Annotated in this window: 25 protein-coding genes and 1 pseudogene; 25 read left to right on the top strand and 1 reads right to left on the bottom strand. The window is 52.7% G+C overall.

Annotated features, from left to right (window positions below; translation table 11 throughout):
* The first annotated feature begins 104 nt into the window (after positions 1–104).
* The 13 genes from pruA to JET16_RS04695 all read left to right on the top strand — a co-directional run bounded on the left by pruA (position 105) and on the right by JET16_RS04695 (position 10,146).
* The gene (gene pruA / locus JET16_RS04755; RefSeq protein ID WP_199615013.1) at positions 105–1,658 is read left to right on the top strand and encodes an L-glutamate gamma-semialdehyde dehydrogenase; all 1,554 of its coding nucleotides are present in this window, start codon (positions 105–107) and stop codon (positions 1,656–1,658) included.
* Positions 1,659–1,696: 38 nt separating this feature from the next.
* Entirely contained in the window at positions 1,697–2,626 is a 930-nt protein-coding gene (locus tag JET16_RS04750; RefSeq protein WP_199614526.1) for a proline dehydrogenase family protein, read from the top strand.
* Positions 2,627–2,651: 25 nt separating this feature from the next.
* Positions 2,652–3,566, top strand: a complete 915-nt coding sequence (gene rocF, locus JET16_RS04745; protein ID WP_199614524.1) for an arginase — start codon at positions 2,652–2,654, stop codon at positions 3,564–3,566.
* Between the two features lie 81 nt (positions 3,567–3,647).
* Positions 3,648–4,271 carry a hypothetical protein gene (locus tag JET16_RS04740; RefSeq protein WP_199614522.1) on the top strand — a complete coding sequence of 208 codons (624 nt, stop codon included), beginning with the start codon at positions 3,648–3,650 and terminating at the stop codon, positions 4,269–4,271.
* 101 nt (positions 4,272–4,372) lie between these two features.
* Complete coding sequence (locus JET16_RS04735; RefSeq protein WP_199614520.1) at positions 4,373–5,035, top strand: GDSL-type esterase/lipase family protein; 663 nt, start codon at positions 4,373–4,375, stop codon at positions 5,033–5,035.
* Entirely contained in the window at positions 5,035–5,406 is a 372-nt protein-coding gene (locus JET16_RS04730) for a hypothetical protein (RefSeq protein ID WP_199614518.1), read from the top strand. The genes JET16_RS04735 and JET16_RS04730 overlap by 1 nt, the downstream gene beginning before the upstream one ends.
* A 100-nt stretch (positions 5,407–5,506) precedes the next feature.
* Positions 5,507–6,553 (top strand): Gfo/Idh/MocA family protein, encoded by a 1,047-nt coding sequence (locus JET16_RS04725; protein WP_199614516.1) that lies wholly within the window; start codon positions 5,507–5,509, stop codon positions 6,551–6,553.
* Positions 6,554–6,571: 18 nt separating this feature from the next.
* Complete coding sequence (ytxJ, locus tag JET16_RS04720; RefSeq protein ID WP_199614515.1) at positions 6,572–6,913, top strand: bacillithiol system redox-active protein YtxJ; 342 nt, start codon at positions 6,572–6,574, stop codon at positions 6,911–6,913.
* Complete coding sequence (locus JET16_RS04715; RefSeq protein WP_199614514.1) at positions 6,913–7,431, top strand: metallophosphoesterase family protein; 519 nt, start codon at positions 6,913–6,915, stop codon at positions 7,429–7,431. The genes ytxJ and JET16_RS04715 overlap by 1 nt, the downstream gene beginning before the upstream one ends.
* A 24-nt stretch (positions 7,432–7,455) precedes the next feature.
* Entirely contained in the window at positions 7,456–8,250 is a 795-nt protein-coding gene (gene thyA, locus JET16_RS04710; protein ID WP_199614513.1) for a thymidylate synthase, read from the top strand.
* A 16-nt stretch (positions 8,251–8,266) separates the two neighbouring features.
* Positions 8,267–8,782: a dihydrofolate reductase gene (locus JET16_RS04705; RefSeq protein ID WP_233531072.1), complete on the top strand. Its 516-nt coding sequence runs from the start codon at positions 8,267–8,269 to the stop codon at positions 8,780–8,782.
* Positions 8,779–9,240, top strand: a complete 462-nt coding sequence (locus tag JET16_RS04700; RefSeq protein ID WP_199614512.1) for a DinB family protein — start codon at positions 8,779–8,781, stop codon at positions 9,238–9,240. The genes JET16_RS04705 and JET16_RS04700 overlap by 4 nt, the downstream gene beginning before the upstream one ends.
* 609 nt (positions 9,241–9,849) lie before the next feature.
* A complete protein-coding gene (locus JET16_RS04695) occupies positions 9,850–10,146 on the top strand; it encodes a hypothetical protein (RefSeq protein WP_199614511.1) in 297 nt (98 codons plus the stop codon).
* Positions 10,147–10,333: 187 nt separating this feature from the next.
* On the opposite strand, the gene JET16_RS04690 is transcribed toward JET16_RS04695, so the two are convergent.
* Positions 10,334–10,687 (bottom strand): DUF2512 family protein, encoded by a 354-nt coding sequence (locus JET16_RS04690; protein WP_199614510.1) that lies wholly within the window; start codon positions 10,685–10,687, stop codon positions 10,334–10,336.
* Between the two features lie 159 nt (positions 10,688–10,846).
* On the opposite strand from JET16_RS04690, the gene JET16_RS04685 reads away from it, so the two are divergent.
* The 12 genes and pseudogenes from JET16_RS04685 (at position 10,847) to JET16_RS04635 (ending at position 21,383) form a co-directional block, all read left to right on the top strand.
* On the top strand, positions 10,847–11,746 hold the full coding sequence (locus tag JET16_RS04685; RefSeq protein WP_199614508.1) for an SDR family oxidoreductase: 900 nt from the start codon (positions 10,847–10,849) through the stop codon (positions 11,744–11,746).
* 347 nt (positions 11,747–12,093) lie between these two features.
* Complete coding sequence (ehuB, locus tag JET16_RS04680) at positions 12,094–13,047, top strand: ectoine/hydroxyectoine ABC transporter substrate-binding protein EhuB (protein WP_199614507.1); 954 nt, start codon at positions 12,094–12,096, stop codon at positions 13,045–13,047.
* A gap of 78 nt (positions 13,048–13,125) precedes the next feature.
* Complete coding sequence (gene ehuC / locus JET16_RS04675; protein WP_199614506.1) at positions 13,126–13,782, top strand: ectoine/hydroxyectoine ABC transporter permease subunit EhuC; 657 nt, start codon at positions 13,126–13,128, stop codon at positions 13,780–13,782.
* Positions 13,773–14,441 (top strand): ectoine/hydroxyectoine ABC transporter permease subunit EhuD, encoded by a 669-nt coding sequence (gene ehuD, locus JET16_RS04670; RefSeq protein ID WP_325176616.1) that lies wholly within the window; start codon positions 13,773–13,775, stop codon positions 14,439–14,441. Before ehuC ends, ehuD begins: the two co-directional genes overlap by 10 nt.
* Before the next feature lie 7 nt (positions 14,442–14,448).
* Positions 14,449–15,312: an ectoine/hydroxyectoine ABC transporter ATP-binding protein EhuA gene (gene ehuA / locus JET16_RS04665; protein WP_199614505.1), complete on the top strand. Its 864-nt coding sequence runs from the start codon at positions 14,449–14,451 to the stop codon at positions 15,310–15,312.
* Between the two features lie 5 nt (positions 15,313–15,317).
* The gene (gene ectA, locus JET16_RS04660) at positions 15,318–15,857 is read left to right on the top strand and encodes a diaminobutyrate acetyltransferase (RefSeq protein ID WP_233531069.1); all 540 of its coding nucleotides are present in this window, start codon (positions 15,318–15,320) and stop codon (positions 15,855–15,857) included.
* 26 nt (positions 15,858–15,883) lie between these two features.
* Entirely contained in the window at positions 15,884–17,185 is a 1,302-nt protein-coding gene (gene ectB / locus JET16_RS04655; RefSeq protein ID WP_199614504.1) for a diaminobutyrate--2-oxoglutarate transaminase, read from the top strand.
* A 1-nt stretch (position 17,186) separates the two neighbouring features.
* The gene (locus tag JET16_RS04650; RefSeq protein WP_199614502.1) at positions 17,187–17,570 is read left to right on the top strand and encodes an ectoine synthase; all 384 of its coding nucleotides are present in this window, start codon (positions 17,187–17,189) and stop codon (positions 17,568–17,570) included.
* A 33-nt stretch (positions 17,571–17,603) separates the two neighbouring features.
* On the top strand, positions 17,604–18,485 hold the full coding sequence (gene thpD / locus JET16_RS04645) for an ectoine hydroxylase (RefSeq protein WP_199614500.1): 882 nt from the start codon (positions 17,604–17,606) through the stop codon (positions 18,483–18,485).
* Positions 18,486–18,663: 178 nt separating this feature from the next.
* Complete coding sequence (locus tag JET16_RS04640) at positions 18,664–19,788, top strand: sugar ABC transporter substrate-binding protein (protein WP_199614498.1); 1,125 nt, start codon at positions 18,664–18,666, stop codon at positions 19,786–19,788.
* Positions 19,789–19,910: 122 nt separating this feature from the next.
* Positions 19,911–20,102, top strand: a pseudogene (locus tag JET16_RS31045) (IS607 family transposase); the annotation flags it as partial.
* Positions 20,103–20,231: 129 nt separating this feature from the next.
* Positions 20,232–21,383, top strand: a complete 1,152-nt coding sequence (locus JET16_RS04635; protein ID WP_199614496.1) for an RNA-guided endonuclease InsQ/TnpB family protein — start codon at positions 20,232–20,234, stop codon at positions 21,381–21,383.
* Positions 21,384–21,462 lie beyond the last annotated feature (79 nt).

Genomic DNA, 21,462 nt, shown 5'->3' with positions numbered 1-21,462 from the left:
TCCCGTTACAGCGAGCGAGATGCCGAGAATGGCAGTTGCAACGGAAAACTCCCGTTACAGCGAACAATGAGTTACTTTATCCCAAAGGAGCTGTTATCATGACGATGATTCCATACGGTCCCGAACCGTTCACGGACTTCTCCAACCTGAAAGAAGCGCAGGCGCTCGACGCGGCAATCGCTCAGGCGCGGCAGGAGTCAGGCGCAAACATTCCGCTCGTTATCGGCGGAGAGCGCATCATGACGGAGAAGAAGACGAAGTCGATCAACCCGTCGCGCAAAGCGGAAATCGTCGGCCACATTAGCAAAGCGGACCAAGCTCAAGCGGAACAAGCGATGCAATCCGCATACGCCACGTTCAAAACTTGGTCCAAAGTGCCGCCGGAATCACGTGCCGGATTGCTGTTTAAAGCGGCCGCCATCCTCCGCAGAAGGAAGCACGAATTCAGCGCCTGGCTCATGATCGAGGCCGGAAAAACCAGAGGCGAAGCCGATGCGGATACGGCGGAAGCGATCGATTTCATGGAGTACTACGGCCGTCAGATGATCAACATGGCGAAGCGCTCGAATGATCTGCTCGTGCCGTATCCGAGCGAAGTCAACCGGCTCGAGTACATTCCGCTCGGCGTCGGCATCGTTATTCCTCCATGGAATTTCCCGCTCGCCATCATGGTGGGCATGACTACGGCGTCGATCGTTGCCGGCAACACAGTTGTACTCAAGCCGGCAAGCACGACCCCCGTCATCGCTTATAAATTTTTCGAAATTCTGGAGGATGCGGGCATGCCGGCCGGCGTAGTAAACTACCTTCCGGGCAGCGGCGCCGAAATCGGCGATTTTCTCGTCACGCACAAGCTTACCCGATATATCGCATTCACCGGATCCCGCGATGTCGGCCTGCGTATCCACGAGCTTTCCGCCAAAGTAAGCGACGGACAAATGTGGCTCAAGCGCTACATCGGCGAAATGGGCGGCAAAGATTCCATCATCGTCGACAAAGATGCGGATTTGGAAGCGGCGGCGCAGGGCATCGTCGCTTCCGCATTCGGCTTCTCCGGACAGAAGTGCTCGGCATGCTCGCGCGCTATCATCCATAAAGACGTGTACGATCAAGTTCTCACCCGAGCCGTCGAGCTTACGAATCAGCTCAAGATCGGCGACGTCACCGATCACAGCAACTTCACGGGCCCGGTCGTCGACGAATTCGCGTACAACAAAATTCTTGAATTCATCGAGATCGGCAAAGGCGAAGGCAGGCTCATGACGGGCGGCAACGCGCCAATGGCGGACCTCGGATATTATATCGAGCCGACCATCTTCGCTGACGTCGATCCGCAAGCCCGCATCATGCAGGAAGAAATTTTCGGTCCGGTGCTCGCGTTCACGAAAGCGAACGAGTTCGGCCATGCGCTCGAGATCGCGAACAATACCGAGTACGGCCTCACCGGTTCCGTCTATACGCGAAACCGCATGCACATCGAGCGGGCGAGAGAAGAGTTCCACGTCGGAAACTTGTACTTCAACCGCAAATGCACCGGCGCAATCGTAGGCGTTCACCCGTTCGGAGGCTTCAATATGTCCGGAACGGATTCGAAAGCGGGCGGTCCCGACTATCTCCTTCAGTTCACACAGCTGAAGCTCAGCTCGGAAAAATTATAAACATATCGACTCGGTAAAAAAAAGGGAGCGTTCACTCCATGAGTTTCGACTCGTTCCTGCGCAGCGCAGTGCTGACCGTGGCGGGCAACCCCGCGGTCAGCGGATTCTTTCATAAATACGGCATGAGAATCGGAGTAGCCCGGTTCGTCGCCGCGGAACAGCTTGACGACACGCTCGATGCGGTCAAACGGCTGAACGATCAAGGGCTGCTCGCCACGCTCGATTATTTGGGCGAAAGCGTCAAAGAAAAATCGGCCGCCATCGAAGCCGCGGATAAAGCGATCGAAGTATTAGGACGCATCCAAGAACGCGGCTTGAAATCTAACGTGTCCGTGAAGCTAACACAGCTCGGATTAAATATCGACAGGATCTTTTGCCTCGAACAGATGAAACGCATTATCGACGAAGCGGAACGGACAAACAACTTCGTCCGCATCGACATGGAGGATTCGCCGATCACGCAAGTGACGATCGACTTGTTCCTCGAGTTGCTTGAACAATACGGCAAACATCGCGTCGGACTCGTGCTGCAGTCGTATTTGTACCGCACAGCCGATGACCGAGACCGGCTAGGCGCACTTGGCGCGAACTTGCGAATCGTTAAAGGCGCCTACAAAGAGCCGAAAGAAGTAGCGTATCCGGACAAGTCCGACGTGGACGCCAACTACGTCCGCCTAGTCGAGAAGCATATGCTTCAAGGCGCCTATACCGCCGTCGCCACACATGACGAAAAAATTATTTCGTATGTTAAACAATTCGTAGAGAGTCAGAATATTTCCCGCGAACATTTTGAATTTCAGATGCTTTATGGCATATCTACATCGCTGCAGGTAAAACTAGCACAAGAAGGATATCGGGTGAGGGTGTACACTCCGTTCGGCGAGCAGTGGTATCCGTATTTTACGCGCAGAATTGCGGAACGGCCGGCAAACTTGCTCTTCGTATTGAAAGGAATGTTCCGAAAATAGTGAAGTGAGGCGGTGATACGGATTCATGAATCGTTCATTACACAACAAAGACATATCCGTTATCGGGGTGCCGATGGATCTCGGAGCTGACCGGCGCGGCGTCGACATGGGACCGAGCGCGATCCGGTGCGCAGGCATGCAGGCCCGTCTCGAACGGCTCGGCTACATCGTTCACGATGAAGGAGACATAGTGGTTCGCCGTCCGAAATCGTATGGGGAACACGGCACCACTTTAAAATATTTGGACGAAATAGCGAGAGTGTGCGATGAATTGCATAAGAATGTTGCGGATGCGATTCAGAAAGGATTTTTCCCGCTTGTAGTCGGCGGCGACCACAGCATTGCGCTTGGAACGATTGCAGGAGTGCTGCAGCATAAACGATCCATCGGTGCGATCTGGTTCGACTCGCACGCCGATATGAACACTGACAAGTCGACGCCGTCAGGGAACATCCATGGAATGTCGTTGGCGGTCGCGCTAGGGCTCGGGCACCCGAGATTGACGGGAATCGGAGGCGCGGACAAAAAAGTCGACCCTTCCAAGGTCGTTATCATCGGGGCACGTTCGCTTGACGAAGGAGAACGGAAGCTTATCCGCGAGCTAGGCATAAAGGTTTACACCATGCATGACATCGACCGGCTCGGCATGACGCAGGTAATCGAGGAGACGATCCAAATCGTCACCGACGGGACGGAGGGCGTTCATCTCAGCTTGGACCTCGACGGTATCGACCCGGAAGACGCTCCGGGCGTCGGAACGCCGGTGATCGGCGGAATTACGTATCGCGAGGGGCATCTGGCGATGGAACTGCTGGCGGAGGCGGGCTGTATCATTAGCGCGGAGTTCGTGGAGGTCAATCCGATTCTCGACAGCATGAACCGGACCGCCAAGGTCGCGGTAGGGTTGATGGCTTCGCTGCTGGGGGAAAAGATTTTGTAATCCAAAATCAACGCAAAGGCAACCGATGAATTGAAGTCGGTTGCCTTATTTCGTCCGTAAAACGGGAAAGGATGGTATAATTTGGGTATGTGCGAAATGGGGGGTGTTGGTATGAAAACGCGGCGGTTTATTCCGATTGTCTTGTTTCTTTTCTTGCTGGCCGGATGTGATGCCGATAAAGAAGTTTATGTGACAGCCGAAGAAATAACAGCATTGAAAGAAAATTTTCAGCGTGAAATGTCCCGGCTTGAATCGGAGATTAAAGAAAAAGACGATAAGATAGAACAATTGCAAAAAAAGGTAGACGTCACCGACCCGGTGAAAAACGAGTATGTAAATCAAATAAATAATAAAACTCAAATGATCGAACAATTAGTGAATCATCTGCCTAATATTACTCATAAGCAAGGTTACATAAAAGAAATGATTCAAGACAATTCTGGAACGAGCTTTATGATTGATTATGCGGTAATGGTCGGCAATGACGGGTATTCCCCGAACAATTTCCACGTTGAGAATGAGAATGAAGAGTATGTGAAGGCGATTGCGGCAGGTGACGTAGAAACATACGTTTTAGACGGTACATTATTGCATGCTGCGGATAGGGACCGGTTTAACGACAAAGTGAAAGAGTATAAGCGGTTGTTCAATCTGTACTTTATTGAAGACGAGTTGATTTTGGCCGCAGAACAATATTTGCCTTAACCGTCATTTCAGCCGCAACAAAAAAAATATTTCCCGGTCCAAGCCCATTTTTTGCACAATTGAATATCATGAAGTAAAGTTCTGGGCTTGGGGGGATTGCGATGGCGTCACCATTCGTTTACACCGCGCTCGGGGATTCGTTGACGTTCGGGACCGGAGCCGAGGAACAGCGGGGATTTGTTCACAGGATTTACAAGCGAATGACTAAGCACCGGGGGGACGTAACGCTGCACCATTGCGGCACGGTCGGAGCGACAACGTCGGAATTGTACGAGAAGGTCCGCGGCGACGATACGCTTCGCGAACATATCAGCAACGCTGACTTGATCACGTTGTCCGCCGGAGGCAACGACTTGATACAAGCCGCCCAAAAGATGTACATGGAAGGTCTCGCCAACTCTATGAAACCGGCTATGCGGAAGTTTTCCAACGCATATGATCAATTGTTGGATGAGGTGTTCCATCTCAGCCGCACGAACAATCGGGGACACGTTCAAATCGTTTTGCTTGAAAATTACAATCCGCTTCCGATGTTTAACGACGCCGTTCTATGGGTGCGCTTCCTGAACCGCTGCATTGCGAGAGCCGCGGCTCGTTACGGACGGTTCGTGCGGGTCGCTCCGGTGTACCCGGCATTCTTAATGAGGGAAGAGCGGCTCATTTCCGAAGACGGCATTCATCCGAACAACGACGGACATGACGTGTTGGCCGAATGCGTGGAACGCGCGTTGTCCTTATTCGCCGTGACGGGAGGCGACCGCTGATGAGAAAGAGCAGTTTGGTTATTCTAGTCGGGCTGGCGGCAGTGGAACTCGTTTCTTTCCAACTCGGGGAAGCCTGGTTTTGGCCGTTCAATGCGACGCTGTGTTTGACGGTATTGATCTCCATTGCAATGAGGCTGCGCCGTATGGAGGAAACATGGTTCGATGATGAAGACGGCGGCGAAACCGCCCCGATCGATGCGGTCGTGCTCAAAGAGCCGCAGGCCGTCGAAGCGTCCGAGGCGACCGAAGCGACCGAAGCGCCTCAACAACAGGAACCGCCAAAACCGCCGTACGCGGACGACCCGCCGATTACGAAAATGAAAGATATATTTCCATACGCCCGCCACGACCGTTCGCGTCCATACGATTAGACCCGGACAGATCGGCCCCCTCGTTGAAAGCCGCTTCCGATTGGACTACAATAAAGCTATTGTTTGGACAAAATGTTGCGCAAATCGGAGGATCAGTCGGATGGACAAAAAACTTCGGATCGGCATCATCGGAGGCGGAGGCATCGCGCGCGGCGCGCATATTGCAAATTACTTCAAGTACCCCGACAAGGCCGAGGTCGTGGCCGTGGCCGACGTGAATGAGGATGTGCTTCAATTGAACCGGCAGGAATTCGGGATCGAGCATACGTTCACGCATTATCGGGACATGCTCGCCAAGATGGAACTGGATGCGGTCAGTGTCTGCACGCCGAACAAGTTCCATGCGGGCGCGGCGATTGCGGCGCTTGAGGCCGGCTGCAACGTGCTGTGCGAGAAGCCGCCTGCGATGAATGCTGCGGAAGCGCGAGAGATGGCGAATGCCGCGCGAAAGTCGGGCAAATTGCTGCATTACGGATTTCATTTCCGCTTCTCGGCGGAAGCGCAGATGCTTCGGAGATATATTGACGCCGGCGAGCTCGGACACGTATATTCCGGTAAAATTAAGGCTCTGCGCCGCAGCGGCATTCCGGGCTGGGGCGTATTTACGAACAAGGAGCTGCAAGGCGGAGGTCCGCTCATCGATATCGGCGTACATATGTTGGATTTGGGATTATACTTTATGGGATACCCGAAGCCGGTTCACGTAATCGGCAAAACGTACCGCGAGCTCGGCAACCGGCCGCTCACCCCCACTTGGGGCGGGCAATGGGACTATGAGAACTACTCGGTCGAGGATTTGGCGATGGCTATGATTACGTTCGACAACGGCGCATCGCTGCATCTGGAGGCGAGCTTCATTGTCCACATGAAGGAGAACGACCGGATGAACGTCCAGCTGTACGGCACGGAAGGCGGCTGCAGCTTCTCGCCGGTCGGCATCTACAAAGACCGGCACGGCACGCTTATCGATATCGCCCCTGCTTACTTGCCGAAAGTTGATGCGTACCATGCGGAAATCGGAGCGTTCCTGAACGCTTGCCGCGGGGAGCCGACGCCGCTGTCCACTCCGGAAGAAGGCATACTCGTGCAGCAGATCGTCGATGCGATATACGCGTCGGCGGATTCGGGGAAACCCGTTACAGTTTAAGAAAGGAGCAGGTTTACAATGGCCGACTATAGAGAAATTACTACAATCGAACAATGGCGCGAAGCGTTGGAGTCTTCGGGGGACAAGCCGGTGCTTGTGCTCAAGCACAGCACGACATGCCCCGTCAGCGCCGCCGCGCTTGAGGAATACGAGGAGTATTTGAACGGCAGTCCGAAAGACGGCGTGGATTACGTCATGGTCAAGGTCATCGAATCCCGTCCGGTTTCGAATCAAATCGCGGAAGATCTCGGCGTCAAGCACGAATCTCCTCAAATCATCTTCGTGAAAGATAAAGAGAAATACTGGACGGCTTCGCATTGGTCCGTAACGAAGAAGCATATACACGCGGTGTTGGACTGATGGCAGCCGCGCCTGTTCGTGTCGGGGTCGTATCCGACACGCATATGTTTTCGCGTGCCGCATCGCTGCCGCGCATTCTAGTCGACGGCCTGCATGGCGTCGACATCATTCTCCACGCCGGCGATTTTACCGATCCGGCGGTCGCCGCGATGCTCGAGAGCATCGCGCCGCTTGAAGCCGTCGCAGGCAACAACGACGGCGCCGACATCGTCCGCCGCTTCGGGCGGCGAAAGATTATCGAGCTTGCCGGGCGGCGCATCGGACTCTTTCACGGCGATACAGGCCCCGGCCGAACGACAGAGTGGAAAGCGTTCCACGCGTTCCGGGACGAGCCGGTCGATATCGTCGTCTTCGGGCACTCCCATGTGCCGCATTACGAGGCCGTCGACGGCGTGCTGCTGTTCAACCCGGGATCGCCTACGGACAAGCGGTGGCAGCCCCGGTATTCGTTCGGCATTATGGAGTTCGGGGAACGGGTGGAAGCGGCGCATCATTTTTACGATGATAAAAGTAGTTAACGGCGGACGGAGGGGGCATTGCGGATGAAAGCTTATTTGGATTTACTCAAGGACGTACTTGAGAACGGGGTGGACAAGGCGGACAGGACGGGAACGGGCACACGGTCGGTGTTCGGCCGGCAGCTCCGGTTTGACCTGTCGGAAGGCTTCCCGCTTGTTACAACCAAGAAAGTGCACATGAAATCGATCATTCACGAATTGCTGTGGTTTCTTAGCGGGGACACGAACATCCGCTATTTGAAGGAAAACGGCGTTTCGATTTGGGACGAGTGGGCTGATGAGAACGGCGATCTCGGCGCGGTGTACGGATCGCAGTGGCGTTCGTGGCCCGCAGGCGACGGCCGGACGATCGATCAAGTGGCGAATGTCATCGGCGCGATTAAGCGAAATCCGGATTCCCGCCGCCATATTGTAAGCGCATGGAATGTCGCGGAAGTGGACCGGATGGCGCTGCCGCCTTGCCATTTCGTCTATCAATTTTACGTTGCGGACGGCCGTCTTTCATGCATGTTTACGATGCGCAGCGTCGATACGTTCCTTGGATTGCCGTTCAACATTGCGAGCTACGCGCTGCTTACGCATATGGTCGCGCAGCAATGCGATTTGGACGTCGGTGAGCTTGTTTGGTCGGGCGGGGACGTGCATATTTACTCCAATCATATGGAGCAGGTGAAACTGCAGTTGACGCGGGAGCCGTATCCACTTCCGAAGCTTGTCATTAAGCGTCGGCCGGAGTCGATATTCCAGTACCGTTACGAAGATTTCGAGATCGTCGGGTACGAGTCTCATCCGCGCATTTCAGCCCCTGTGGCTGTGTAAGGAGGTGGCGGCAAAAATGAGTAACGGCGTCAAGAGCAACATTGCGCTGATTGCGGCGGTCGCAGAGAACGGAGTGATCGGGCGCGGGAATGCAATCATTTGGCGGCTGCCGGCGGATGTGAAATTTTTCCGCGGCAAAACGATGGGCCATCCCGTCATCATGGGGCGCAACACGTTCGAATCGTTCGGCGGCAAGCCTTTGAAGGGACGGCGCAACATTATTCTTACGGGCCGTCATGATTACCGGCCGGAAGGCTGCGACGCGGTTCATTCGATAGAGGAAGCCGTTGCCGTTGCCGGCTCGGGGGAAGTGTACGTGATCGGCGGGGAGCAGGTGTATGAGCAGTTTTTGCCTATTGCGGGAAAATTGATTTTGACTCATATACACCATACGTTTGAAGGGGATACGTTTTTTCCGGGTTGGGACCGTTCCGATTGGCGGTTGATCTCGGAGCAGGCGGGAGAGACGGATATACTGAATCCTTATTTGTATACTTTTTGCGAATATGAAAGGATTGGCGCAGGCAAATGAAATTAATCGACCTGTTCCCGTACCGGAACGATGTTCGCAAGATACTGCTTCCGTATTTGCGGGAGCTTCCGCAGGATGCTTGGTTCCGCACTCATCGTGATCATCCGAATTCCGTCGCATGGATCATTCGGCATATCGTCGAGGGCGAGGACGGATGGATTCATGAGACGGCGCTCGGCAGACGGGCGGCGATGAAGGATGTGCCGCTCGATAGCCCGGTCGCTTTGACGGAAGCTTACATCGAGATTCGGCGTCAAACGGACGGTTTGCTGGAGTCAATGACAGTCGAGGACGGCGATCGTTTGATCGCCGTTCCGGCGTTTTCCGACGGGTGGAAGCCGCCCTCTCCGCCGACTTGGCGCTGGGTATTCCATCACGTGTATGCGCACGAAGCGTACCACGCCGGACAAATCGGCGTTATTGCGCGGCTGAACGGCTTTAAAGGGCCTCATTTTTAAATTGGACACATCGGATGTAAGAAAATCAATTCAACAAATCAGACGTTCACATAAATCAACGCAAACAAGCGAAGCTTGCGTTAAGCAAGCTTTTTTCTACGTTATATTTATAAGAATTTGGGGATAGGCTTGCCGGAAAAAATCAAAAAACCGGTTACGGAGCCTGAAATGATGCTATTGGGACTTACTAGCAGGAGAAATTCCGGTTACGGAGCTCGAAACGGTGCTTTTGGCACCTCATAGCCGGAAAAATCCGGTTACGGAGCTCGAAACAATGCTTTTTGGTCCTAATAGCCGGAAAAATCCGGTTACAGTGCCTGAAACAGATCTTTTGGTACCGGATAGCCGGAGAAATTCCGGTTACGGAAAACAGAATGGTGAATAGGTGTGGGATACCCTAGAGGAGCGACGGAGGTATATCCCACACCCCTTTATGTGGCGATAACTGTTGAGCTAAAGCACACCGTAAGGCGTTTTTCTTATAAGCCTAGAATTTATAAGTTTCAGAAAGGAAACAGCAATTCAAGGGTTTGCAAAAAAACTTCCGCTAAAAGACGTACCCGCTTCATTGAATATACCTCGATCACGGATGAACCACGTTGTGCCGAAGTGAAACAAGAGGCGGTTGAACGGGAGTGCTTGTTTCACAGTGAAACACCGGGATTCACGGATGAACCACGTTGTGCCGAAGAGAAACAAGAGGCGGTTGAACGGGAGTGCTTGTTTCACAGTGAAACACCGGGATTCACGGATGAACCACGTTGTGCCGAAGAGAAACAAGAGGCGGTTGAACGGGAGTGCTTGTTTCACAGTGAAACACCGGGATTCACGGATGAACCACGTTGTGCCGAAGTGAAACAAGAGGCGGTTGAACGGGAGCGCTTGTTCCACAGTGAAACACCGTGATTCACGGATGAACCACGTTGTGCCGAAGTGAAACAAGAGGCGGTTGAACGGGTGTGCTTGTTTCACAGTGAAACACCGTGATTCACGGATGAACCACGTTGTGCCGAAGTGAAACAAGTGGCGGTTCAGAATACAAAATGTTAGGGGCTGTACTGGCTTGTACAGCCCCGTTACAGCCACTTGCCGCTTAAGCCCGTGTAGCCAATGCGCCTCTGTCGATCGCATACCGGTGCATGAAATACTCGGCGATCGCCATAACTCCTCCGGTCAGCAATGCGCCCATGACGGTAACGAATGTTCCCGGAAACATAAACTGGCTCACATACACAATGGCCGCAGTTACCGCCCAGTCCACAATCGTGGTAAGCCAAAGCGTTCCGCGCCGAAGCATAAGCCATTCCGTGCCATATCCAATAATCGCCAATGTAAGGCCGGTCGATAGGCTCGAAGTTAACGTCGGATAATATACGTCCGCAAGCATCCAATCTGCCAGCCAAAGAACGAGCGGAGTTGCCACAAGCTTCATAAGCAACACGATCATGGGTATTGCCTCCAATGTTCAGTTTATATCTTTAACATTTCCATTTTTTTATTATTCATTCGAAACAGCAGGGCCAACCAATCGAAACGAACCGAACCGTCTTCCGTGAATATACTGTGATAAATGCCTATGGGCTTTTGCACAGGAGGAAGAAATCGAATGTACCCGGTATATCCCTACGTTGGAAAAGAAGTGGAGTGCAAGGAAAAACCGATCGCGTTCCCGCCGCAAGAGCAGCCGGGCCAGCCCGGGATTGAGGCTTACATGGTTCCTCGCCCGATCTCCGAAAATCCGTATTACAGGCCTGCAGGAAAACTGTTGGGAAAGACGGCCATTATCACGGGAGGAGATTCCGGTATCGGCCGTGCCGTGGCATACGCCTTCGTCAAGGAAGGCGCAAACGTCTCCATCGTTTATTTGAACGAACATATCGATGCGGAAGAGACGAAACACCGCATTGAAGCGCTCGGCGGCCGATGCCTGCTCATCTCCGGCGACATCAGGAACTCCTCATTCGTCAACGAAGCCGTACAGCGCACGGTAAACACGTTCGGTTCGCTTGACATTCTTGTGAACAACGCCGCTTACCATCCGTATCAACCGACCATTCTTTCATTAACCGACGACCAGTTGGACGATTCGTTTCGCACGAACGTTTACTCCTATTTTTATTTCGCCCGCGCCGCCGTTCCATATATGAAACGGGGCAGCACCATTATCAATACCGCTTCGAGAGTCGCGTACGTAGGCAGTAAAGATGCATTGGATTACGCTGCGACGAAGGGCGCGGATCTTACGTTTACAAGATCATTGTCGCTCCAGTTGGTCGATTTCGGCATCCGGGTCAACGCGGTGGCACCCGGCCCGGTCTGGACGCCGCTGATCGTTTCCTCGTTTCCTGCCGACCAGTCGAGCGTCTTCGGTACGGAAGTACCGATGAAGCGGGCGGCTCAACCGTACGAATTGGCGCCGGCCTACGTTTACCTTGCTTCCGACGATTCCAGCTATGTCACGGGACAGACAATTCACGTGAATGGCGGCATGCCGACAGGTTCATAGAGGTTCGGAATCAAAACGACATTTACGAAGCGCAAACATCAGGTTGCATACACGCCTTGCCGGAAACACTCCGGTGAGGCGTTTTTTGTTGCGTATGGGGTATGGGAGGATATGGGAGGACCCTGGAGGATATGGGAGGAAAAAGGAGGACCCCCCAGGTAATCGCCGCTCATCCGGACTGAGCGGGCTTATGAAGGGATGACGATGGAATATGCTGGGTGAGCCCAAATGTTAAGTATGGTAATATAAATAAGTCATAAGTTTTAGTTATGAATCCACACCAATGATTATCTGAACAGAACTTATAAGGTGGATTTATATCAAAAAATGACGAAGGGAGTCGAAGTATGGGTAACAAGAAGTGGTTGGTTTTGGTGCTATGTGTTCTGACGGTGGTGCTGCTCTCAGCTTGCGGCCAGGCGGCTTCAACGCAACCTCCGGAGGAGGACAGCGGCGCAACGACAGGAAGCGACGGCGAGACGGCGCAAACCGGTGGCGAATCGACGGCAAGCGGCGGCGAATCGACATTGGAGAAAGCGAAACAGGCCGGGAAAGTCGTGATCGGTTTCGCAAACGAGAATCCGTACGCCTACAAGACGCAAGACGGACAATTGACGGGAGAGGCTGTGGAAGTCGCCCGGGCTGTGCTGAAAGAGATGGGAATTAACGAAATGGAAGGGAAGCTTGTCGATTTCGGTTCGTTAATCCCGGGCTTAAAGGCGAAACAGTTCGACATGATTACCGCGGGCATGTTCATCAATCCGGAGCGCGGCAAGGAAGTGCTGTTTGCAAATCCGGAATACCGTGTCGGCGAAGCTCTCGGGGTAAAACCGGGAAATCCGAAAAACCTTCACAGCTACGAAGATATTAAAGCGAATCCGGATGTCACTGTCGGCGTGATGACGGGTGCGATCGAGATCGAATACTTGAAGAAAATCGGTGTGAAAGAAAGCCAAATTAAAATCTTTAACGATCAGCCGGCTGTCGTTGGAGCATTGAAAGCCGGACGGGTCGATGCGGTTACGATGACCGGACCTTCGCTGCAAGCGTTCATCAATTCGGAACAAAACAAAGATATCGAGCGCGTGACCGATTTCAAACAGCCTGTCATTGACGGGAAGGAAGTCTGGGGATACGGCGCTACCGCATTCCGCAAAGGCGATGAAGATTTCCAGAAAGCTTTCAACGAAGGACTGCAAAAGCTGAAGGACGAAGGCAAGCTGCTCGAAATAATTTCTCCATTCGGGTTCACGGAAGCCGAACTGCCCGGCGATGTGACGTCGGAGGAACTGATCAAGTAAGATTTATTTTGATTCGTTTCGAAGGGGGAGCATGGGGCTCCCCGCTCCGGAACGAAGTGAGAGGAGTTGCGTAGATGCATGCCTGCTCCTTTGGATCTAGTGCCCTTATTGCTTGAGGGAGCCGTTATTACGATTGAAGTAATGGCAGCCTCGGCGGCGCTGGCACTTATCATTTCATTCATTGCAGGTTTAAGCAGACTTTCGAAGTGGGCATGGGTTCGATGGGCTACGAATGTATACGTGGAAGTGTTCAGGGGATCTTCTTTGCTTGTGCAAATGTTCTGGTTCTTCTACGTGCCGCCGATTCTCTTTGAAGTGAACAGCATGCCGCCGTTTCTGGCCGCATTGTTGGCAATCGGACTCAACTACGGCGCATACGGATCGGAAATCGTCAGAAGCTCGATTTTGTCCGTGCCGAAAGGGCAAACGGAAGCGTCCGTCGCTCTTAATTTCACCCCGTTCCAGCGGCTTCGTCTGGTCATTCTTCCACAAGCGTTTATGATGATGCTTCCTTCTTTCGGCAACTTGCTGATTGAGCTGTTGAAGTCGACTTCGTTAGTCTCGCTCATTACTTTAGCTGATTTAACGTTCCAGGCGAACGTGTTGAATAATACGACATGGCGTACGGCAGAAATTTTCACGCTGCTGCTTGTGATGTATTTTGCCATCGCTTATCCGATGTTGCTTCTTGTTCGTTGGTATGAACGAAGAGCAACGGCAGGGAGGTGGCGGTAATCGAAGACAAATGGAGTTGGGAAGTCGTCGCGGAGGTGCTCCCATTGTTGTTACAAGGGGCAAAGACGACGATAGCGGCGACGGTTGTCGGTTTTTTAGCGGCACTTATCATGGGGTTGTTATTAGCTCTGGTGAGGCGCGTCAATAATAATTGGATACAGAAATCAACCGGTTTTGTCATAGATTTCATTCGATGTACACCGCTGCTTGTGCAGGCGTTCTTCATTTTCTATGTATTGCCGGAGTTTGGAATTGTACTCGGCACATTCGCGGCGGGGATTACCGCGCTGGGAATTCACTACAGCAGTTATTTATCCGAGGTGTTTCGTGCGGGAATCGACAATATTCCCAAGGGGCAATGGGAAGCGTCCCGGGCATTGAACTTTACCAGATTTCATACTTGGACTCGTATTGTTTTGCCCCAAGCCATTCCCCCGGTCATTCCGGTGCTTGGCAATTACTTTATCACCATGTTTAAAGAAACACCGTTTCTAATTGCCATCGCGCTTCCGGAGATGCTGCTGCAAGCCAAGTTATACGGCTCCGCGCATTTCCGCTATATAGAACCGATAACGATGGTCGGGGTAATTTTCTTGGCGCTCAGTTTGCCGTCCGCGATATTCATCAATAGATTGGAAAAGAAATTCAACCGGAGGTGATCGCTACATGTACGCACAACCGGATACGATTCAATTAACCGTAACCGACGATCCTGTCGTGAAGTTTCGCAACATCCATAAGAAATTCGGCGATTTGCACGTGCTTAAGGGGATTGACTTGGACATTCGGCCGAGGGAAAAGGTTGCGGTAATCGGGCCGAGCGGCTCGGGAAAAACGACGATCGCAAGACTGCTCATGACGCTGGAAGAGCCGACGGACGGGACGATCGAAGTCGACGGCGAATTTTTGTGGCATCAGAAGAAGAACGGAGCGCTCGTCCGCGCGGGAGAAAAACATCTTCACCGGCTCCGCGGCAGCATCGGCATGGTGTTCCAGCATTTCAACTTGTTCCCGCATATGACGATACTACGAAACTGTATGGAGGCGCCTGTTCATGTGCTCGGCTTATCGAAAGCGGTGGCGAAGGAGCGCTCCGTCCGGATGCTTGAGAAAGTCGGTCTCGCGGACAAAGTGGACGCTTATCCCGCGCAATTGTCGGGCGGACAGAAGCAGAGGGTGGCGATTGCCCGCGCATTGGTGATGCAGCCGAAGATCATGCTGTTCGACGAACCGACCTCGGCGCTCGATCCGGAGTTGGTCGGAGAAGTGCTCGGCGTGATCCGGGAGATCGCGGAGGAAGGCGAGACGGCGATGCTCCTCATCACGCACGAGATGGCGTTCGCCCGTGACGTTGCCGATCGGGTCGTGTTTTTTGACGATGGGAATATCGTCGAGCAAGGCCCGCCGAAGGAATTGTTTGATAATCCGAAGAGCGAGCGATTGCAGGCGTTTCTATCGCGGTTTCGGGACAGCGAACAGCCGTTGCAACCGGATCCGGCCGTTATCCGAATGCCAAAAAACAAGGAGTGAACGAATTGACGAGAGGTACGAAACATCTGGACACATCCGAGGCGCCGGCCGGCAGTAAGGAGGCCGGGCTCCGGATACGCAAGCCGGATGAAACGGACGGCGCCGGCATCTGGGAGTTGGTGCGCAATTCCGGTACGCTGGATGTCAATTCGGCCTACTGTTATTTGATGCTCGGCAAATATTATAACGATACGTGCGCCATTGCGGAAATCGGAGGCAGACCGGTCGGATTCGTGACCGGGTTTCGCGCTCCGAGCAGGCCGGACACGTGGTTTGTATGGCAAATAGCGGTAGATAAGGAAGCACGCGGAAAAGGGATTGCCCGAAAGCTGCTTGACCATGTTCTGGAGCGGGCGGAGAATCGCGACTTGCAATATATCGAGGCGACAATCTCACCCTCCAACGAACGTTCGCAATCGCTGTTTCTCGGGTTTGCACGGGACCGAAATGTAGAGTGTCGAATTGCGGACGGTTTTGCGTCGCAATTGTTTCCGGGCGGAGCGCATGAAGACGAAATGCTGTTCCGGATCGGACCTATAAAATAAAGATACACCAACGGGAGGTAATGATTATGTCATTGCAAACGGTTGTTTTGCCGAAATCTCCGCTCGAAGTATTCGAAAGGGTGGAATCCGAAGTCCGCAGCTATTGCCGGGGGTTTCCGGCCTTGTTTACCAAGGCGCGGGGATATCGCGTTTGGGACGCGGAGGGGAATGAATATATCGATTTTTTCGCAGGGGCGGGCGCGCTCAACTACGGACATAACAATCCGAAGCTGAAGGATAAGCTGGTAAGCTACATTATGGACGACGGCGTAGCGCACAGCCTCGATATGGCGACGGAAGCGAAGAAGCAGCTGTTGGAAACGTTCGTGGACGTCATTTTGAAACCGCGTAATCTTGATTATAAGGTGATGTTTCCGGGCCCTACGGGAACGAATTCCGTGGAGAGCGCTTTGAAGCTGGCCAGAAAGGTGACGGGACGTCAAACCGTGCTTAGTTTCACGAACGGGTTTCACGGCATGACGCTCGGTTCATTAGCCCTCACGGGGAACGGAACGAAGCGCGGCGGAGCCGGGGTGCCGCTCAACAACGCGGTTTCGATGCCGTTCGATAAATACTTCGGCAACGAGGTGAATACCGCGGCGTATTTGGAGCGATTCATTGAAGACAGCGGAAGCGGTATAGACACTCCGGCAGCCGTCATCGTTGAAACGGTGCAGGGAGAAGGCGGCTTGAACGCAGCCTCGTTCGAATGGTTGAAAGAAATCGAACGCATATGCCGTAAGTTCGGCATATTGTTGATCGTCGACGACATTCAAGCCGGTTGCGGGAGAACGGGGCCTTTCTTCAGTTTCGAGCCTGCGGGCATACAGCCGGATATCGTCTGTCTGTCCAAGTCGATCGGCGGGTACGGACTGCCGCTTGCGCTGACGCTCATCAAGCCGGAATACGACATATGGACTCCGGGCGAGCACAACGGCACGTTTCGCGGCAACAACTTGGCATTCGTAACGGCCGCGGCCGCGCTTGATTATTGGAAAGACGATAAGTTCGAATCGGAAACGATGCGCAAGGCGGACCGCATTACGAATTTCCTTCAAGGTCTGTTGATGAAATATTCTGAGCTGCAAGGCGAGCTTCGCGGACGCGGCTTGTTTCAAGGCATCGCTTGCGGCGTCAAAGGCTTGGCGTCCGATATTTGCCGCGAGGCTTTCTCGCGAGGAATCATTATGGAAACATCGGGACCGAAAGACGAAGTGTTTAAACTGATGCCCCCGCTCACGATCGAAGACGAAGGCTTAAGCAGGGGATTCGAACGAATCGACGCGGCAGTGAATGCAGCAATAAGAGCTGGAAAGGGGTCCGTATAACGTGATCGTACGCAGCTTGGTTTCCATTGAAAACAGCGATCGCAACGTAAAAGCCGAAACATGGGAAAGCCGCCGACTTATTTTAAAGGATGACGGTGTAGGATTTTCATTGCACGACACCCTGTTATACGCGGGAACCGTAACGGACATGTGGTACAAGAACCATATCGAAGCGGTGTATTGCATTGAAGGCGAAGGGCTGTTGACCGATAAAGAAACAGGCGAAACATACCGCATTTCCCCGGGGACCATGTATTTATTAAATAAGCATGACCGCCACCGGGTGGAAGCGAAGACGAACTTGAGGGTCGTATGTGTGTTCAATCCGCCTTGTACGGGGCAGGAAAAGCATGACGAAGAGGGCGCCTACCCGTTATTGACATAATGATAATGTAATGAGAGAGGAGAAAGAATGCATATGCAAACGAACAATGCCGTAAAAGACGTATATCCGTCCCGCGTGGCGGACCAGCCGCAAATTTTGAAGCGCCAAGACCCGGTCGTATATCCGAATGATTACGACGGTCCGCTCTCGAAAGACGATTTGAACGGTTACGAGAAGGACGGATATTTGTTCATGGATCCGTTCTTCACCCCGGATGAGGTCGCCGAGCTTCAGAAGGAGCTGCATAAGCTGCTGACGGAGAGCCGCGGCTTGAAGAAGCCCGAGGTCATTCTCGAGCCTGAAAGCGAAGAAGTTCGGTCGGTATTTGCCGTTCACCGCGACAATGAAGTGTTCAAAGCATTGTCCAATCATCCGAAATTGCAGGCGGCCGTGAAACAAATATTAGGCAGCGAAGTGTATATTCATCAATCCCGAATCAACTTTAAGCCGGGTTTTCGCGGCAAAGAGTTCCAGTGGCATTCCGATTTCGAGACATGGCACGTGGAAGACGGCATGCCCCGCATGCGGGCGTTAAGCTGCTCCATTGCGCTGAGCGATAATTACCCGTTTAACGGACCGCTGATGGTCATACCGGGCTCCCATAAGCATTTCATTGCATGCGTCGGAAGAACGCCGGATAAAAACTACGAGAATTCGCTGCGCCGGCAAGAGTACGGAGTTCCGGACCAGGAAAGCTTGACATGGCTCGTCAAAGAAAGCGGCATCGAACAACCGGCCGGCAAAGCGGGCTCCATCGTGTTTTTCGATTGCAACATAATGCACGGCTCCAACAGCAACATCACACCGTATCCGAGAAGCAACGCGTTCTACGTATTCAACAGCGTCGAGAACAAATTGACGGAACCGTTCTCGGGTCTCCCTCCGCGTCCCGCATATATCGCAACAAGGGACTGAGAAATAATATTGCATTGAGTGGACGGAAGCGGCGGCTTCCGTCCTTGTTTCGTGTACGGAAAAAAGCATTGACGGTGCACATGGCGGGTGATAATATATCATCTATCAGTGCTAAAACCTAGTAGATTGCTAGGGATTAAACCGGAAATATATATATATAAGAAGGGGAGCATTATCGATGAAACGGATCTGGAACGGAGCATGGGTGAAATTGCTGCTGATCGCGCTGGCGGTTGTGGTTGCGGGCTGCGGAGCAAAGACGGCAAGCAACGAAGGCGGTGCGCCTTCGACGGGCGCGGCGGAAGGAACGGAACAAGCGCCGGCGGAAGAGACGGCTGCTGCGGAAGAGAATAGCTTGGCAGGCAAGAAGATCGCGCTTATTATGCAGCTTAATATCGGTACGTTCTCGTCGCAATATATCGACGGCGTTACGGAGCAAGTGACCAAATTCGGCGGCGAAGTGCAGGTGTTTGGGGCCGACGGCGACTTGGCGAAGATGGCGAGCAATTTGGAAGCGGCGATCAACCAAGGCTTCGACGGCATATTGATCGACCACGGACAAGCGGGCGCGCTTGAAGCCGGCGTGAAGAAGGCGTTGGAGAAGAACATTCCGGTTGTCGCATTTGATGCGGATTTGAACGTTCCGGGCGTTACGGTGCTTCAACAAGGTGACGAAAAGATGGCGGAGATGACGCTGGAGCGTCTTGCGCAAGATGCAGGCGGGAAAGGCACTATCGTAAAAATTTGGGTTGCCGGGTTCGCCCCGATGGAGCGCCGTCAAATCGCATACAGCGCATTCCAGCAAAAGTATCCCGAAATTAAAGAAATCGCGGCGTTCGGAAGCGCGTCGGCAAGCACGGCGCTCGATACGCAGGCGCAGATGGAAGCGATCTTGAAGCAATATCCGAACAAAGGCGATATTACGGCCGTTTGGGCTTCGTGGGACGAATTCGCGAAAGGCGCGACCCGCGCTATCGAGCAAGCCGGACGCAACGAGATTAAAGTATACGGCATCGATATGAGCGACGAAGATTTGCAGATGATTCAGAAAGCGGACTCCCCATGGGTCGCTTCCGCCGCAGTCGATCCGAAGGACATCGGCCGCGTGCAGGTGCGTTACCTGTACCAGAAATTCCACGGCGACGAGACGCCGGCAACGGTCGTTCTCGATCCGGTGTTCGTACACCGGGAACAACTGCCGGAACAGCCAATTTCGACGGCCGAGCTCAGCCAGTATGTTGAAGGCTGGGGCAGCAGCGAGCAAGGCTACGCGGACTGGATGAAAGACATCGAAAAGCAATAAGAAAAACTCTCAAAACGCGGAACTTAAAACCCCCATCGGAGGACAAGCCGATGGGGATTCTCGCTTAAGGAAGTGAAAAAATCCGGATTCAGAGGTAAGTCTCTGATCTATTCCCGAGTAGTTTTGTCCGTTTCGGTTTTGAATGGTTCGAATCATTTCTTTCGTCACATGGGGTGGAAATAGTTCTAGTTAACAATGAATCCCTGTCTCCGCAATAATAAATGGTGCGTGATGTAATCTCGATCATCCATATATTTTCCTGTCGTATCCATGGATTGCGACATACAGAAAAAAGATGGCTGAGTTCATCTTGATTGTTGCTAAGGAACGTTCGTTCTGCTATTATAATATCATAGAACAAATGTTCGTATTTCGAGGATTCAAATGAATAAACTTGTCTCCTATGCAACAATCATCTTGAACAAGATAAAGGATTATTCAGAATGCTAAAAGCCTTCAAAACCGAGATCAAACCAACGTACGAGCAGAAGCAACAGATCCATCGGACGTGTGGCGTATGCCGCTATTTGTACAACTTGTTCATCGCGACGAACAAGCAGCGTCATGAACAAGGATTGCCGTTTATGAACGCCAATGAGTTCGATAAATGGGTGAACAACGTCCACTCACTTGAGCTCCCTTGGATTAAGGACGTGTCCTCCAAAGCCCGCAAGAAAGCCATAGTCAATGCAGAAACGGCATATAAACGGTTTTTCAAGGGAGTGAGCGGATTCCCGCGTTTTAAGAAGAAGCGGGATCAAGACATCGGTTTTTACGCGCCAAAGAACAACTCAGGAGACTGGACGGCAGAGCGCCATCGGGTGAAAATCCCGACGCTCGGATGGGTATGCCTCAAAGAGTTTGGTTACTTGCCGGTAAGCGCCAAAGTAACTGGCGGAACCGTAACACAGAAAACGGACAGATACTATGTCAGTGTGACGGTCGTGCAGGGAAAAATCATACCGGAACCGCCGTCCGGCAGCGGCATCGGTATCGACTTGGGGTTGAAGGAATTTGCCGTCGTCTCCAATGGCGAATCCTTTCCCAATATCAACAAGACTTCAGCCATAAGGCGCACGGAGAAACGATTGAAAAGACAACAGCGGTCGTTGTCAAGAAAATACGAATCCAAAAAGAAAGGAGGTGTATCTGCTGCTGGAACGTACCGCAACATAGCCAAAAACGTGCTCAGAGTGCAAAAGTTGCAAGCGAGACTTGCCCGCATGAGGGATGCATATCGTGCCTGTGTCGTAAGTGCGCTGGCAAAAACCAAGCCGGCGTATATCACCATCGAGAAATTGAATGTCAAAGGCATGATGAAGAACCGGCATTTGAGCAAAGCGATTGCGGATCAGGGACTCTTCGATTTCAAGATCAAGCTGCAGAACGCCTGCAAAAAGATCGGGGCGGAACTTCGGGAAGTCGCTGCGTTCTATCCGTCGAGCAAACTATGTTCCTGTTGCGGAAATAAGAAAGAGCGGCTCTTGTTATCCGAACGGATCTATGTTTGCGAAAACTGCGGCAAGTCGATAGACAGGGACTTGAATGCGGCAATCAACCTCATGCAAGCAACAGAATACGCTGTGCTCACCTAACGAGCATACGTATATGTACGGCGGGCTACGTCGGAATTTACGCCTGTGGAGTGCTATAGCAAACCGTAGTAGTTGCGGC

The organism is Paenibacillus alkalitolerans (assembly GCF_016482785.1).
Classification (GTDB): Bacteria; Bacillota; Bacilli; order Paenibacillales; family YIM-B00363; genus Paenibacillus_AE; species Paenibacillus_AE alkalitolerans.
Note: the sequence above shows the minus strand (reverse complement) of the source record. Positions and strands in the feature narration are given on the sequence as shown.

What these genes read in the sequence shown, in the direction of transcription:
- JET16_RS04705 (WP_233531072.1), top strand. Translation starts at nt 8,267, where the DNA reads ATGAGTAACGGCGTCAAGAGCAACATTGCGCTGATTGCGGCGGTCGCA.
- JET16_RS04700 (WP_199614512.1), top strand. Translation starts at nt 8,779, where the DNA reads ATGAAATTAATCGACCTGTTCCCGTACCGGAACGATGTTCGCAAGATA.
- rocF (WP_199614524.1), top strand. Translation starts at nt 2,652, where the DNA reads ATGAATCGTTCATTACACAACAAAGACATATCCGTTATCGGGGTGCCG.
- thpD (WP_199614500.1), top strand. Translation starts at nt 17,604, where the DNA reads ATGCAAACGAACAATGCCGTAAAAGACGTATATCCGTCCCGCGTGGCG.
- ectB (WP_199614504.1), top strand. Translation starts at nt 15,884, where the DNA reads ATGTCATTGCAAACGGTTGTTTTGCCGAAATCTCCGCTCGAAGTATTC.
- ehuB (WP_199614507.1), top strand. Translation starts at nt 12,094, where the DNA reads ATGGGTAACAAGAAGTGGTTGGTTTTGGTGCTATGTGTTCTGACGGTG.
- thyA (WP_199614513.1), top strand. Translation starts at nt 7,456, where the DNA reads ATGAAAGCTTATTTGGATTTACTCAAGGACGTACTTGAGAACGGGGTG.
- JET16_RS04715 (WP_199614514.1), top strand. Translation starts at nt 6,913, where the DNA reads ATGGCAGCCGCGCCTGTTCGTGTCGGGGTCGTATCCGACACGCATATG.
- ehuA (WP_199614505.1), top strand. Translation starts at nt 14,449, where the DNA reads ATGTACGCACAACCGGATACGATTCAATTAACCGTAACCGACGATCCT.
- JET16_RS04725 (WP_199614516.1), top strand. Translation starts at nt 5,507, where the DNA reads ATGGACAAAAAACTTCGGATCGGCATCATCGGAGGCGGAGGCATCGCG.
- JET16_RS04640 (WP_199614498.1), top strand. Translation starts at nt 18,664, where the DNA reads ATGAAACGGATCTGGAACGGAGCATGGGTGAAATTGCTGCTGATCGCG.
- ytxJ (WP_199614515.1), top strand. Translation starts at nt 6,572, where the DNA reads ATGGCCGACTATAGAGAAATTACTACAATCGAACAATGGCGCGAAGCG.
- JET16_RS04690 (WP_199614510.1), bottom strand. Translation starts at nt 10,687, where the DNA reads ATGATCGTGTTGCTTATGAAGCTTGTGGCAACTCCGCTCGTTCTTTGG.
- JET16_RS04635 (WP_199614496.1), top strand. Translation starts at nt 20,232, where the DNA reads ATGCTAAAAGCCTTCAAAACCGAGATCAAACCAACGTACGAGCAGAAG.
- JET16_RS04750 (WP_199614526.1), top strand. Translation starts at nt 1,697, where the DNA reads ATGAGTTTCGACTCGTTCCTGCGCAGCGCAGTGCTGACCGTGGCGGGC.
- JET16_RS04735 (WP_199614520.1), top strand. Translation starts at nt 4,373, where the DNA reads ATGGCGTCACCATTCGTTTACACCGCGCTCGGGGATTCGTTGACGTTC.
- JET16_RS04685 (WP_199614508.1), top strand. Translation starts at nt 10,847, where the DNA reads ATGTACCCGGTATATCCCTACGTTGGAAAAGAAGTGGAGTGCAAGGAA.
- pruA (WP_199615013.1), top strand. Translation starts at nt 105, where the DNA reads ATGATTCCATACGGTCCCGAACCGTTCACGGACTTCTCCAACCTGAAA.
- ehuC (WP_199614506.1), top strand. Translation starts at nt 13,126, where the DNA reads ATGCCTGCTCCTTTGGATCTAGTGCCCTTATTGCTTGAGGGAGCCGTT.
- JET16_RS04730 (WP_199614518.1), top strand. Translation starts at nt 5,035, where the DNA reads ATGAGAAAGAGCAGTTTGGTTATTCTAGTCGGGCTGGCGGCAGTGGAA.